The organism is Paraburkholderia sp. RAU2J, assembly GCF_003634845.1.
Classification (GTDB): Bacteria; Pseudomonadota; Gammaproteobacteria; order Burkholderiales; family Burkholderiaceae; genus Paraburkholderia; species Paraburkholderia fynbosensis.
The window spans coordinates 2,278,013-2,291,565 of the sequence record NZ_RBXG01000001.1 but is presented as its reverse complement, the minus strand read 5'-3'; the positions used below and the strand labels follow the sequence as shown (position 1 = coordinate 2,291,565).

Annotated in this window: 11 protein-coding genes, 1 tRNA gene and 2 pseudogenes; 2 read left to right on the top strand and 12 right to left on the bottom strand. The window is 64.9% G+C overall.

Annotation, left to right across the window (positions count from 1 at the left end):
* Positions 1–3: 3 nt before the first annotated feature.
* Entirely contained in the window at positions 4–1,425 is a 1,422-nt protein-coding gene (locus B0G69_RS10500; protein WP_121316816.1) for a chloride channel protein, read from the top strand.
* A gap of 215 nt (positions 1,426–1,640) precedes the next feature.
* Here B0G69_RS10500 and B0G69_RS10495 read toward each other — a convergent pair whose 3' ends face one another.
* The 11 genes and pseudogenes from B0G69_RS10495 to B0G69_RS10445 form a co-directional block, all read right to left on the bottom strand.
* On the bottom strand, positions 1,641–1,952 hold the full coding sequence (locus B0G69_RS10495; RefSeq protein ID WP_121316815.1) for a YXWGXW repeat-containing protein: 312 nt from the start codon (positions 1,950–1,952) through the stop codon (positions 1,641–1,643).
* Between the two features lie 374 nt (positions 1,953–2,326).
* On the bottom strand, positions 2,327–2,581 hold the full coding sequence (gene minE, locus B0G69_RS10490; protein ID WP_008922443.1) for a cell division topological specificity factor MinE: 255 nt from the start codon (positions 2,579–2,581) through the stop codon (positions 2,327–2,329).
* 14 nt (positions 2,582–2,595) lie between these two features.
* Positions 2,596–3,411 carry a septum site-determining protein MinD gene (minD, locus tag B0G69_RS10485; RefSeq protein ID WP_121316814.1) on the bottom strand — a complete coding sequence of 272 codons (816 nt, stop codon included), beginning with the start codon at positions 3,409–3,411 and terminating at the stop codon, positions 2,596–2,598.
* 104 nt (positions 3,412–3,515) lie between these two features.
* A complete protein-coding gene (minC, locus tag B0G69_RS10480; RefSeq protein WP_121316813.1) occupies positions 3,516–4,352 on the bottom strand; it encodes a septum site-determining protein MinC in 837 nt (278 codons plus the stop codon).
* 233 nt (positions 4,353–4,585) lie between these two features.
* Positions 4,586–5,119 (bottom strand): GNAT family N-acetyltransferase, encoded by a 534-nt coding sequence (locus B0G69_RS10475; RefSeq protein ID WP_121316812.1) that lies wholly within the window; start codon positions 5,117–5,119, stop codon positions 4,586–4,588.
* 188 nt (positions 5,120–5,307) lie between these two features.
* Positions 5,308–6,093, bottom strand: a complete 786-nt coding sequence (map, locus tag B0G69_RS10470) for a type I methionyl aminopeptidase (RefSeq protein ID WP_121316811.1) — start codon at positions 6,091–6,093, stop codon at positions 5,308–5,310.
* Positions 6,094–6,412: 319 nt separating this feature from the next.
* Positions 6,413–6,827: pseudogene (locus B0G69_RS10465) on the bottom strand (class I SAM-dependent methyltransferase); the annotation flags it as partial.
* Positions 6,826–7,453: pseudogene (locus tag B0G69_RS10460) on the bottom strand (NAD(P)-binding protein); the annotation flags it as partial. The pseudogenes B0G69_RS10460 and B0G69_RS10465, both read right to left, overlap by 2 nt.
* Before the next feature lie 232 nt (positions 7,454–7,685).
* A tRNA-Ser gene (locus tag B0G69_RS10455) sits at positions 7,686–7,775 on the bottom strand.
* 168 nt (positions 7,776–7,943) lie between these two features.
* A complete protein-coding gene (gene serS, locus B0G69_RS10450) occupies positions 7,944–9,239 on the bottom strand; it encodes a serine--tRNA ligase (RefSeq protein ID WP_121316810.1) in 1,296 nt (431 codons plus the stop codon).
* A gap of 155 nt (positions 9,240–9,394) precedes the next feature.
* A complete protein-coding gene (locus B0G69_RS10445) occupies positions 9,395–10,708 on the bottom strand; it encodes a replication-associated recombination protein A (RefSeq protein WP_121316809.1) in 1,314 nt (437 codons plus the stop codon).
* 326 nt (positions 10,709–11,034) lie between these two features.
* Here B0G69_RS10445 and cytX point away from each other — a divergent pair, with 326 nt between their 5' ends.
* Positions 11,035–12,351 carry a putative hydroxymethylpyrimidine transporter CytX gene (gene cytX / locus B0G69_RS10440; protein ID WP_121316808.1) on the top strand — a complete coding sequence of 439 codons (1,317 nt, stop codon included), beginning with the start codon at positions 11,035–11,037 and terminating at the stop codon, positions 12,349–12,351.
* Between the two features lie 110 nt (positions 12,352–12,461).
* Here the strand turns inward: cytX and speB are convergent, their stop codons facing one another.
* On the bottom strand, positions 12,462–13,451 hold the full coding sequence (speB, locus tag B0G69_RS10435; RefSeq protein WP_121316807.1) for an agmatinase: 990 nt from the start codon (positions 13,449–13,451) through the stop codon (positions 12,462–12,464).
* Positions 13,452–13,553 lie beyond the last annotated feature (102 nt).

The following is a 13,553-nucleotide window of genomic DNA, read 5'->3' as shown; positions in this document are numbered from 1 at the left end:
GCCATGCCCAAGCTCTTCACTCTCCAACCTTCCGTCGTCCTGCGTCGCGCGAGACGCCTCTGGCGGCAGTACGGCATTTTCTGGCTCGGCGCGATCGCCGTCGGCCTGATTGCGGTGCTGTATGCCCGCCTGATCGATTGGGGCTACGCCGAATTCCGCACCTTGCAGAAAGGGTACGCGTGGGCCCCGCTCATCGTCACGCCCGCGGTCGCGGCGCTCGCCGTCTGGCTCACGCGCACCTTCTTTCGCGGCGCCGAGGGCAGCGGCATTCCGCAAGTGATTGCCACGCTGCATTCGAAACCCGGTCCATACGGCGAGCGGCTGTTGTCGTTCCGGATTCTGTTCGGCAAGATCGCCGTGTCGTTTCTGGGGATTCTGGGCGGCTTCACGATCGGCCGTGAAGGACCGACCGTGCAGGTCGGCGCGGCGCTCATGTTCAATCTACGGCGGCTCTATCCACGCTCGAATGCGCTGATCGAGCGGCAACTGGTGCTGGCCGGCGCGGCCGCAGGCTTGTCCGCCGCGTTCAATACGCCGCTCGCCGGCGTCGTGTTCGCCATCGAGGAACTGACGCGCAGCTTCGAGGCGCGCGCGAGCGGCGTGCTGATCACCGCGATCATCATCGCCGGCGTGGTCGCGCTTGGGTTGAACGGCAACTACACGTATTTCGGCACCATCCAGATTGGCGTGCACTTCCCCGACCTACTCGCGCTCGCGGTGCTGCTGACCGCGGTCGTCACCGGTATCGCGGGCGGTGTGTTCGGTTGGCTGCTGCTGAACACCGCGCGCTGGATTCCCGCGCCGTTGCGTCAATTGCATCGCGAACGGCCGGTCGTGTTCGCCGCGTTGTGCGGTTTCACGATCGCGGTGGTCGGGCTGATTTCGGGCGGCACGACCTTCGGCAGCGGTTATGCGGAAGCGCGCGGATTGCTCGACGGCCATGAGCGCCTGTCGGTCTTCTATCCGTTCCTGAAGATGATCGCGATGATCGGCTCTTACCTGCCCGGCATTCCGGGCGGCATCTTCGCGCCCTCGCTGTCGATCGGCGCGGGCTTCGGCAATCTGCTGCACATGGTGTTCGATTCGATGCAGTTGCCGATGCTGATCGCGCTCGCGATGGTCGGCTATCTCGCCGCCGTCACGCAGTCGCCGATTACGTCGTTCGTGATCGTGATGGAGATGATCGACGGCCACGCGCTGGTCATTTCGCTGATGGCCACGGCGTTGATCGCGAGCCGCGTGTCGCGCCTGTTCGCGCCGCCGCTATACGAGTCGCTGGCGGAGCGTTATATCGCGCCGCTGCCGCAGCCGATGCCCGCACCAACGCCCGAGGTACCCGAGGTGCTCGACGTGCCCGGGCCGGCAACGGCGCCGGTCGACGGCGGGCCGCCTGCCGAAGACAGCGCCGACACGCCGCGTCAATAAACAACGACGCGCGGCGCGTGCACGTACAACGGCCGGGCCGGCACGATGACACAGCCGGCCAGCATCACGGCCAGCGCGGCAAGCAGAAGTAGATTCTTTTTCATCACGTGTTTTCCTGAAGCCACGGGCGCGCGCTACGCGGCGCCCGTGTTGTCGAGCTGGTGAAGGCGGCGCGAGCGATATCGAACGCGCCGCGCTTGCCAAACGCTCTCGCGTTACGCCCAGTGCCCTTGGACCCAGCGGTAGTTCGGACCGTGCGAGACCCAGTGGCCCGGCACCCAGTGATAGCCGACGCGCTCGGCCTGCCAGTGTCCCGCGACCCAGACGTAGCGGCCATGATCCCAGCGCCAGTGGCCGTGGTCCCACACGTAGCCGGCTCGCGCCGCGGGCACGGCTTCGTAGCGCACAGGCGGCGGCGCGGACGGTGCGATCACGACCACTTCCGCGGCCGACGCGGACGCCACAGCGGCGGCACCGGCCGCGATCAACACGGTATGGGCAAGCAGCAAGCGAAAGGTTCTGTTCATGATTTCCCTCTGTGATTGAACACCGGATACGGCGTTATCCATTTAATGCGCGAGGGCTGCGACCGGCTGACGGTGGGCGTGTAACGGCGCACGCTGAAGTGCAACGGTTTATTTCGACGCAAGGACTGCGCATGGGAAAGCGTCATGACGGGCTTGCGCGACGCGTAGAGACGCGGCTCGGCACAGCGACGCAGCGCGGCTCGCGCCGCCCGAAGAAAACGAGGGAGGGAAATGAAACGGCAGGGAAACGACGGGGCAGCCGCGCACTCGACAATCACGCAGCGAATACCGCACGGCGTCGCGTCATCTCAACGCAGCACCGCGCGGCGCACATCGGCTGAAACCAGCCGCACAACAGAACCGCTTCCGGCCGATCAGGCCTGCGGTATTTCGATCTTGACCTCGAGCACTTCGAGATCGTCCTGACGCTCGAGACTCACGCGAATATCGTCATCGGAAATCTTCACGTACTTCGAAATCACGGCTACCAGTTCACGTTGCAACGCAGGCAGATAATCGGCGGGCGCGTGGCCGCCGGCGCGCTCGTGCGCGATGATCAACTGCAGGCGTTCCTTCGCTACCGACGCGGACTTCTTTTTCTCGCCCAGCAAAAACGAAAGAATCGACATTACGTGCGCTCCCCTTACTTGGTGCCGAAGAGGCGCTGCAGCAGCCCGGGCTTCTGGTAATCGGTAAAGCGAAGCGACTTCTGCTCGCCGAGGAAACGCGACACGACGTCCTTATAGGCTTCGGCCACATCGGTGCCGTCCAGATGCACGGCGGGCAGACCCTGGTTCGACGCATGCAGCACCGCTTCCGATTCCGGAATCACGCCGATCAGATCGATGCGCAGGATTTCCTGGATGTCGGTGAGCGACAGCATTTCGCCTTCGCTGACGCGCTTCGGGTTGTAGCGGGTGATCAGCAGGTGTTCCTTGATCGGCTCCTTGCCTTCGATCGCGCGCTTGGTCTTCGACGACAGGATGCCGAGGATGCGGTCCGAGTCGCGTACCGACGACACCTCGGGATTGGTCACGATCAGCGCTTCGTCGGCGAAGTGCATCGCGAGCAGCGCGCCCGATTCGATACCGGCCGGCGAATCGCAGACGATGTATTCGAAGTCCATCGCGATCAGGTCGTTGATGACCTTCTCGACGCCTTCCATCGTCAGCGCGTCCTTGTCGCGCGTCTGCGAGGCCGGCAGGATGAACAGGTGCTCGCACTTCTTGTCCTTGATCAGCGCCTGGTTCAGGTTGGCTTCGCCCTGGATCACGTTGATCAGGTCGTACACCACACGACGCTCACAGCCCATGATGAGATCGAGGTTACGCAGGCCGACGTCGAAGTCGATCACGGCGGTTTTGCTGCCACGCAGTGCGAGGGCCGATGCAAAGCTCGCGCTCGTGGTCGTCTTGCCCACGCCACCCTTGCCCGAAGTCACCACAATGATTTTTGCCATTACCCTTACCTTGTGTTCGTCAAATTCATCAATTATGTGCGGCCATATTTGCCGTGAAACGCCGCGCGCCGGATTCGTTCAGCGCCGCATCCGTTTCCCGTCGCTTACGTGAGCCGCAGCGGTTCGATCATCAGTTTTTCTTCTTCGAGCCAGATCTGCACCGGCTTGCCGAGTACATCGGACGGCAGCGGGTTCTCGGTCGTTCGATAGATGCCCGCGATCGAGATGAGTTCCGGTTCGAGACACGTGCAGAAAATGCGCGCGTCGTGATTGCCCTGCACGCCGGCCAATGCGCGGCCACGCAGCGGCGCGTAAATATGGATGTTCCCTTCCGCGATCACTTCCGCGCCGTAGCTCACGAGACCGAGCACGACCAGATCGCCCTTTGCGTAGATGCGCTGGCCGGAGCGCAACGGCTTCTCGACCACCATCGTTTGCGACGACGTGGCGAGGCGCACGGGTTCAGCCGCGACAGCCGGCTCGAGCGCAGCGGGGGAGCCGGATTCGGGGACGTCGGGCGGAAGCAGGCTCGCCTGGGCCGGCGCGTCTGCCGTCGGCGCAGCGCCGCTCGTGCCGCTCGCCGCGTCGGTGCTGCCTTCGTCGGCAGGCTTCGACACCGCGCCGCGACGATCGCGCGCTTCGAGCAACGGCAGCGCCGATTGCGCCGCCCACGTCTGCTGCGCGTTGGCGACCACGCCGACCGGACGCATGCGCACGCTGTCGAGCAGTTGCGCGATGTCGGCGAGCCGCACGCGTTCGTTGTCGGCGAGACGCCGCACGTCGATCGCGACGACGTCGTTAGCGAAAAACTCGGGGGTCGCCTCGAAGCGCCGGGTCAGCTCGGCACGCATGGCATCGAGGTCGGTAGTCTTGACCACGAACAGGAGCGTATCGACCGAGCCGCTGCGGAGTTCGAAAAAAGGCGATTTCTTGGGCGACATAGCGTTCGGCAAAAAATTTTGCGTATTTTACAGGCGTCCACGCGCGCGGCCAGCTTTTTTGCCGGTGAATGCACGACCTCGACGAGCCACCTCGATCGACGCAACCACGCACAGGGCATTCAGGCCGCGCCATGGCCAACGATCGGGCCGCTCGCAAGACCGGCGAGCCGGCCACGATTGCTGGACTGACGCGGAGGGGAGTCGAGCGGCAGACTGTTGCGCCGCTCGCGAGATCACTGCTGGAGCGCCTGTGATGTGCTCGGCACGTGGCGCACCAGCAGACTTTCGACTTGCTCGGGCGCGCGTTCGACACGCCGGTGTTCGCCGGTCGGACCGAAGCCGAGCGCCTCGTAAAAGCGCATGGCGTTGCGGTTGGCGTCGGCGACCCACGCGTAGATTTCCGTCGCGCCTTCGCCGGCGAGCCAGTGTCCGGCCGTGTCGACCAGCAGCTCGCCGCCGCGCAGATGACGCACGGCCGGCGCCACCCACAACTCGCAGACGAACGCGCGGCGCGCGGCGGTGTCGTCGAAATGCGCTTCGATCAGGCCGGCCGGATGGCCTTCGGTGTAGAGGATGAAAGTGGCGACGGAGAACGAAACCGCGCGTTCCGTGGCGGTGGTGTCGAAACTGGCTGCATCGGCCGACAACGCGTCTTCGAGCGTCGCGCCGAAGGCATAGGGCGCCTCCCGTAGCGACGCAGTACGGAGTTCGCGAAAAACGGCGCCCTGATCAGCGGCGATACGGCGAACGGTCAATGACGGACTCATGCAGACGGAAACCCCTTGAAACCCTAAGGCGTAGCTTTAACCGAACCGGCGCGCGAGTCAATTCATTATTGACCAGACCGCGCCATCGCTCGACGTGTTCGTACGCGGCACGCACAAAGCCACGGCATGGCATGCCGGCGGCATGGGTTGCTAGCTGCAAGCAGCCCGATGTTGCGCGCGCTGCGTGCTCACGGCGCTTCGTAGCTACCGGTGCCATCCGGCCACGGCGTCAGCAGTTCATAACCGTCGTCCGTGACGGCAATCATGTGCTCCCATTGCGCGGACAGCGAGCGGTCTTTCGTGACCACCGTCCAGCCGTCGCGTTGCACGCTGGTGCCGGCGCGGCCCGCGTTGATCATGGGCTCGATCGTGAAGACCATGCCCGGCTTAAGGCGCACGCCTTGCCCCGGCTGGCCGTAATGTAGCACCTGCGGGTCTTCGTGATAGACCTTGCCGATGCCATGCCCGCAGTAGTCGCGCACGATCGAGAAGCCGTCGCGCTGCGCGACTTTCTGGATTGCGTGGCCGACGTCGCCGAGCGTCGCGCCCGGCTTCACTTCGCGGATGCCGGCGAGCATCGCCTCGTAGGTCGTGTCGATCAACTGGCGCGCCACCGTGCTCGGCTGGCCCACGCAATACATGCGGCTGGTGTCGCCGAAGTAGCCGTCCTTGATGATCGCGACGTCGATGTTGATGATGTCGCCGTCCTTCAGAATCTCGCCGCGATTCGGGATGCCGTGGCACACCACCTGGTTGACCGACGTGCAGACGGTCTTGGGAAACCCCAGATAGCCCACATTGGCCGGAATCGACTTTTGCGTGTTGACGATGTAGTCGTTGCACAGCGCGTCGAGTTCGTCGGTGGAGACGCCGGCCTTGACGTGCTCGCCGATCATCGCCAGCACGTCGGCCGCGAGGCGGCCGGAAATGCGCAGTTTGGCGATGTCGTCGGGAGTCTTGTAAGTAATGGCCATGAATTCAATCGGTGTGATTCGGATGGGGTTCGAGGTTCGGCGCAAGACGCCGAGCCGCCGTAAGCGGCACGGCGAAAACAGGCTCACGCCGGCGATCGATCCGGCCAATTGTACAGAGGATCGCCGCCCGAGCCCGGCAAAATGGGCCGAACGGGCTAGCCGGGCGATTGTGTGGCGGCGGTGGATGGCTGGTGAAATCCATCGCGCCGCCCGTCCGCGCTTCATGCGACGAGTCTCGCACGTCGTATGTCACTTCGCCAATCGGCACACGCGCTGCTCGCCCACAGTACCGGCACGAGAACCGCCGAAAGCGCGCAGGTCAGTTGGCTTTGGCGAGTGCGAACTGCAGCACGTCGGTGCGTCGTTCGTCGAAGCCCGCTTCGCAATACGCCAGATACAGCACGCCACGTGCGCACGAAAATCTCGTCGAAGCCTTGCGCGCGGATCGTATCGAGTTGCGCTTCGAACGCGCCGCGCCAGCGGCGCAAGGTCTCCGCGTAATCGTGGCCGAATGCCAGCGACGTGCACGCCATCAGCCTGGCACGCCATGCCGCGTCGGGGAAACGCTGTGGGCTCGGCAACATGCCCCCGGGAGAATGAACTCACGGATAAAGTCGCTCGTCGCGCGATAAGCGGCGAAGTGCGAGTAGTCGATCGTGATGATTTGCATCAGCGCGCCCACCGGGACGCAGACACTCGCGCAGCATGCCGAAGTACGTCGGCCAGAAGGTCTCGCACTGCCGTGCCGAGGCGGACATCGTCGAGCGTGCTCGTCATGCACCTCACGTACTCCCGGCCGCCGCCGACCACGATGCGCCATTGCGGCCGGCGATTCACCTGCAGCAACGCGTGATTCAGAAAGAAACACAGGAAAGTGGTCGCCGGGAACACGAGGATGTCGGCGGTGGCGCTTGAGCAGATGGCGGCCGCCGGCAGTTCGCCCATCGACGCGCGCGTTTGCATCGCGATTTCGAGGTTGTGCTCGGCGCCGCTGTTAAAGCGCACGATGTCGCGCAGCATGCCGATGAAGGTCGGCGAAAACAGGTTGCGGCGCTGCGCGAAGACGGTGTTCAGGCTCGTGCCGGATCATTCGAGACGGCCTTCGTCGAGCGAGACTGAGATGCTCATGTCGCTCGGATGCGACTGGACGCGGAGTTCGCCGAACAGCGCGATCAGTTTCGGGTAGGTGCGGTCGTTGAACACCAGGAAGCCCGGTATCGACGGGATGCATGTGGTCGTCGAACGTGACGTCGACGGTGTTGGTATGGCCGCCCGCGTAGGCGGCCGATTCGAATAGCGTGACGCGGTGGTGGCGCGCCAGCAGGTACGCGCTGGCCAGGCCAGAGATGCCGGCGCCTATGACCGCGACCCGCGAGCCGCGCGGTAGTGAGGAGGTCGATGCGGGGGTGAGGCATGGCGCGTCTCCTGGGGGACGCGCCGGGGTCGCGTGTCCTTGAGGGGATTTGCGCAGCGGGAGCGGGAATGGATGCCTGTTGCGTTAGGCCACAGGGCACGGTCGAAACAGTCGAACGTCCCCAACTTCCAAAAAGCAAAACCCCCGCAGAACTTCCGTTCAGCGGGGGTTTTAAATTTGGCGGAAAGGGTGAGATTCGAACTCACGGTACCCCTAAAGGTACACTGGATTTCGAGTCCAGCGCATTCGACCACTCTGCCACCTTTCCGTGATTTCCAACTCACAGCGATGAAGCTGCGTCGTCAGAACCAAGCGGGTCGTTGCTTGGGAGAGAAAGATTATAGAACAGCTAAGCCCATTTTCCAAGCCCCTCGTCAAAAAATTTTCAAAGAGGCTGGGCAACCACATGGCGCGCCGCGGCGTCATTGCAGGCAGATCAGCCCGCCGTTACTTCCAGCCGCTCCACACCGCCGAGGTACGGCCGCAACGCCGTCGGCACCGTCACCGAGCCATCGGCATTCTGGAAGTTCTCCAACACGGCCACGAGCGTGCGGCCCACCGCCAGCCCCGAACCGTTCAACGTATGCACCAGCTCCGGCTTGCCCTGGGCGTTGCGATAACGCGCCTGCATGCGCCGAGCCTGGAACGACTCGGTGTTCGAGCAGCTCGAAATCTCGCGGTAGGTGTTCTGCGCCGGCACCCACACTTCCAGGTCATAAGTCTTCGCGGCCGAGAAGCCCATGTCGCCCGTGCACAATGTGATCACGCGATACGGCAGTTCCAGCTTCTGCAAAATCGCCTCGGCGTGGCCGACCATCTGCTCCAGCGCGTCGTACGACGCTTCCGGCGCGACGATCTGCACCATCTCGACCTTGTCGAACTGATGCTGGCGGATCAGGCCGCGTGTGTCGCGGCCATACGAGCCCGCTTCCGAACGGAAGCACGGCGAATGCGCGGTCAGCTTGATCGGCAATGCGTCCGCTTCGACGATGCTCTCGCGCACCGTATTCGTCAGCGAAATCTCCGACGTGGAGATCAGATACTGCGTGACCGTGTTCTCGTCGCCGCCCTTCTCGACGCGGAACATGTCGTCGGCGAATTTCGGCAGCTGGCCGGTGCCGTACAGAATCTCCGGATTGACGATGTACGGCGTGTACACCTCGGTATAGCCGTGCTGTTGCGTGTGCGTGTCGATCATGAACTGCGCGAGCGCGCGATGCAGCCGCGCAATCTGTCCGCGCAGCAGCGTGAAGCGCGCGCCCGACAGCTTAGCGCCGGTCTCGAAGTCGAGCCCGAGCGGCGTGCCGACATCCACGTGATCCTTCACCTCGAAATCGAACTGGCGCGGCGTGCCCCAGCGGCGCACTTCGATGTTGCCGGCTTCGTCGTCGCCGACCGGCACGCTTTCGTGCGCGAGGTTCGGCACGCCGAGCAGCAGGTCCGACAGACGCTTCTGGATATCGTCGAGCTTCGCGGCCGACGCCTTCATCTCGTCGCCGATGCCGCCGACTTCGGCCATCACCGCCGAGGTGTCCTCGCCCTTGCCTTTCATCGCGCCGATCTGCTTCGACAGACTGTTGCGGCGCGCCTGCATTTCTTCGGTACGGGTCTGGGTGTCGCGGCGTTCCGCTTCGAGCGCGGTGAACGCTGCCGCGTCGAAGGTATAGCCGCGGTCGGCGAGGCGTTTGGCGACGCCGTCGAGGTCTTTGCGCAGCAGCTGAATGTCGAGCATGGGATGGGACGGGTATTCGTTGTATGAAGGTGGGATTTTAGCGCACCGACGCGCGCGGCCGGTGCGTTCGATGGTCGACGCGCGCGGATCGCCGCTCGGCCGACACCGCCGCGAGCGCAATGGCGCAACTGGGCCGCGCCGGAAAACGGCAAGGCTCAGCTCTTCTTGCGCTTGTTCTCGCTGCGCCATTGCGCATCCAGTTCGGCCAGACGCGCCATCTTGTCGCCGATCTTGCCTTCGAGCCCGCGCGGCGTCGGCTCGTACCAGTGCGGATCGCGCATGTTCTCCGGCAGATAGGTCTCGCCGGCCGCATACGCATCGGGCTCGTCGTGCGCGTAGCGATACTCGTGGCCGTAGCCAAGCTCCTTCATCAGCTTGGTCGGCGCGTTGCGCAGATGCACCGGGACGCCGCGCGACTGATCCTTGCCGACGAAGCGACGCGCTTCGTTGTACGCGTTGTACCCGGCGTTCGACTTCGGCGCGACCGCGAGATAGATGATCGCCTGCGCCAGCGCCAGCTCGCCTTCCGGCGTGCCGAGGCGCTCGTAGGTTTCGGCGGCGTCGAGCGCGATGCGCGCGGCGCGCGGGTCGGCGAGGCCGATGTCCTCCCACGCCATGCGCACGATGCGGCGCGCCAGATAACGCGGGTCCGCGCCGCCGTCGAGCATCCGGCAGAACCAGTACAGCGCGCCGTCGGGGCTGCTGCCGCGCACCGATTTATGCAGCGCGCTGATCTGGTCGTAGAATGCGTCGCCGCCTTTGTCGAAGCGGCGCAGGTTTTCCGCGAGCGCGCTGCCGAGCAACGCGCCGTCGATCTCCGTGGTCTTTTGCTGCGCGGCCGCGCGCGCGACGATTTCGAGGTTGTTCAGCAGCTTGCGGCCATCGCCGTCGGCGGAACCGATCAGCGCGTCGCGTGCTTCGTCGGTGAACGTGAGGCCGCCGAGTTCCTGTTGCGCGCGCTCGAGCAGTTCGCGCTGTTCTTCGTCGGTGAGGCTCTTGAGCACGTAGACCGCGGCCCGCGAGAGCAACGCGCTGTTCACCTCGAACGACGGATTCTCGGTCGTCGCGCCGACGAACACGAACAGCCCTGACTCGACGTGCGGCAAGAACGCGTCCTGCTGGCTCTTGTTGAAGCGATGTACTTCGTCGACGAACACCAGCGTCTGATGGCCGTTCGCGCGATGAATCTGCGCGGTCTCGACGGCTTCGCGGATATCCTTCACGCCCGAGAGCACCGCCGACAACGCGATGAACTCGGCGTGAAACGCATCGGCCATGAGCCGCGCGAGCGTGGTCTTGCCGACGCCCGGCGGGCCCCAGAGGATCATCGAATGGGCTTCGCCGGATTCGAACGCGACCCGCAACGGCTTGTTCGGGCCGAGCAGGTGCTTCTGGCCGATCACTTCGTCGATATTGCGGGGCCGCAGGCGTTCGGCGAGCGGAACATTGGCACGGGTTTCTTCAAACATGACGTTTTGGGGATAATCTCGGCTTTTCCGGACGCGGTCCGTGGGAAGGCGGCGTGCTGCCGGACGAGCGCAAAGCCGGCACGTGAAGGTGCGGGCAACGTCCTGCATTATGACAGTGACGGCGTGCGCACGAGGATCGCGCGGCGCGGCGGCATGCCCCGGGCGGCAACGCGCGCCGGAAGTTCGGCCATGAAGACCGCAGCCGCGCAGGCAACCGCGGCGTGACAGACAAATGCAAACATAACAGGACAGGACAAGCCGCCCGGCACGCACGCCGCCGGGCGGCATGGCAAGCAACACCGCAACACCAACAGGGACAACTACAGATGGCACACGATCCACTCGCCGGCGACGCCGGCTCCACCTACGCGCCGCTCACGCCGGTGCCCGACGCGCGCCGCGCGTTCCGCACCGGCGACGCGTTCGCGCTCTGGTTCTCGCTCGGCATCGGCCTGCTGGTCGCGCAGGCGGGCGCGCTGCTGGTGCCGGGATTGTCGCTGCCGCACGCGCTGCTGGCGATCTTGATCGGCAGCGTAATCGGCGTGGTGCTGCTGGCGCTGGCCGGCGTGATCGGCACCGACACGGGGCTCGCGGCGATGTCGTCGCTGCGCCCGACGCTCGGCGTGCGCGGCGCGTCGGTGCCGGCGGTGCTGAACGCGGTGCAACTGGTCGGCTGGGGTTCGTTCGAAGTGATCGTGATGCGCGATTCCGCCGACGCCCTCGCCAAACAATCCTTCGGCCTTTCGATGCCGCTGATCTGGACCGTCATGTTCGGCCTGCTGGCGACGCTGCTGGCGATCAGCGGCCCGCTGTCGTTCGTGCGGCGCTTTCTGCGCAAGTGGGGCATCTGGCTGCTGCTCGCGGGCGCCGCATGGCTCACGTGGAATCTGCTCGCGCGCCACAACCTGGCCGAGCTGATGCGCCGGCCGGGCACCGGCGAGATGTCGTTCGGCGGCGCGATCGACCTCGTGGTGGCGATGCCGCTGTCGTGGCTGCCACTGATCGCCGACTACACCCGCTTCGGCCGGCAACCCGGCGAGACGTTCCGCGGCACGCTGCTCGGCTACGGCATCGCGAACATCTGGTTCTACGCGCTCGGCGCGGTCTACGGCCTCGCGGCCGGCGGCGGCGACGCGCTGCTCACCAGCGCGCTGGCCCAGGCGGGCGGCGGCCTTGCGCTGCTGCTGATCCTGACCGACGAAATCGACAACGCGTTCGCCGACATTCACTCTGCCGCCGTCTCGACCGGCACGTTCTGGACGCGCGGCAGCGTGCCGTTGCTGTCGGCGGCGTTCGGCGCGCTATGCACGCTGATCGCGCTGCTCGTGCCGATGGCGAAGTATCAGAACTTCCTGCTGCTGATCGGCTCGGTGTTCGCGCCGCTGTTCGGCGTGGTGCTGATCGATCACTTCATCGTGCGCAAGCGCCGTATCGAGGCCGCCGTGCTCGCCGACGTGCGTGGCCGTTACGGCTTCTCGGGCGGCTGGCATCTGAGCGCGTTCATCGCGTGGGCGATCGGCATCGCCTCGTATCAGGTGATCAATCAATGGCTGCCGAATCTCGGCGCGACCTTGCCCTCGCTCGTGATCGGCGCGGTGTGCTACTACCTGTTTGTGTCGGCGCGCAAGACGGCTTACGCCTGACACATCGGGCGTGTTGTCAGCGCGAGTCGGTTGACGAAGAAAAAGCCTGCATTTGCAGGCTTTTTCTTTTGCGCATGACGCTCCACGCGTTCAGTTCAGTGCAGTTCACTTCAACGCGCGGCGGCGCGATATTCGACACCCGGCAGCACGCATAGCAGCTCAAACGCGAGATTGGCGCCGAGGAGCGCGGTCGTGCCGAACGGATCGTACGGCGGCGCCACCTCGACCAGATCGCAGCCGACGATGTTCAAGCCGCGCGCACCGCGAATGATCTCCAGCGCCTGCGGCACCGTCAGCCCCGCGATCTCCGGCGTGCCCGTGCCCGGCGCGAAAGCCGGATCGATCCCGTCGATGTCGAACGTGATGTACACCGGGCCATCGCCCATCCGCTCGCGAATGCGCGTCATCAGCGGCGCCAGCGACTGATTCCAGCAGGCCTCCGCCTGCACGACCTCGAAGCCCTGATCGCGGCACCAGTCGAAGTCTTCCGCCGCGTAACCGGTGCCGCGCAAACCGATCTGCACGACCCGCTCGCAATCGAGCAGCCCCTCCTCCACCGCACGGCGAAACGGCGTGCCGTGTGCAATCTTCTCGCCCATCATCGTGTCGTTGACGTCGGCGTGCGCGTCGACGTGAATCAGCCCGACCTTGCCGTGCTTGCGATGAATCGCGCGCAGGATCGGCAGTGCGATGGTGTGATCGCCGCCGAGCGTGATCGGCTTGCAATCGTGCTGGAGGATTTCGTCGTACGCGGTTTCGATCCGCGCGATCGAGTCGTGCAGGTTGTACGGATTGATCGCGACGTCGCCGAGGTCGGCCACGCGCAGCGAATCGAACGGCGCCGCGCGGGTCGCCATGTTGTACGGGCGCAGCAGCACCGATTCGCTGCGGATCTGGCGCGGCCCGAAGCGGGCGCCCGTGCGGTTCGACGTGCCGAGATCGAACGGCACGCCGACGAAGCACGCGTCGAATCCGGCAGCCGAGCCGACGTTCGGCAGCCGCATCATCGTCGCGATACCGCCGCAGCGTGGCATCGCGTTGCCGGATAGCGGTTGCGGCCGTTCGCCGGCGTCGGGGGAAATGAAGGAGGAAGTATTCATCGTGGCTCGGCAATGAAAGAAATTCGGCACAAAAAATGGGCGGAAATCGGCCAAAACACGGGCAGAACAGCGCGCCTTCAAAGGAACTCCAATTCTTGAGCC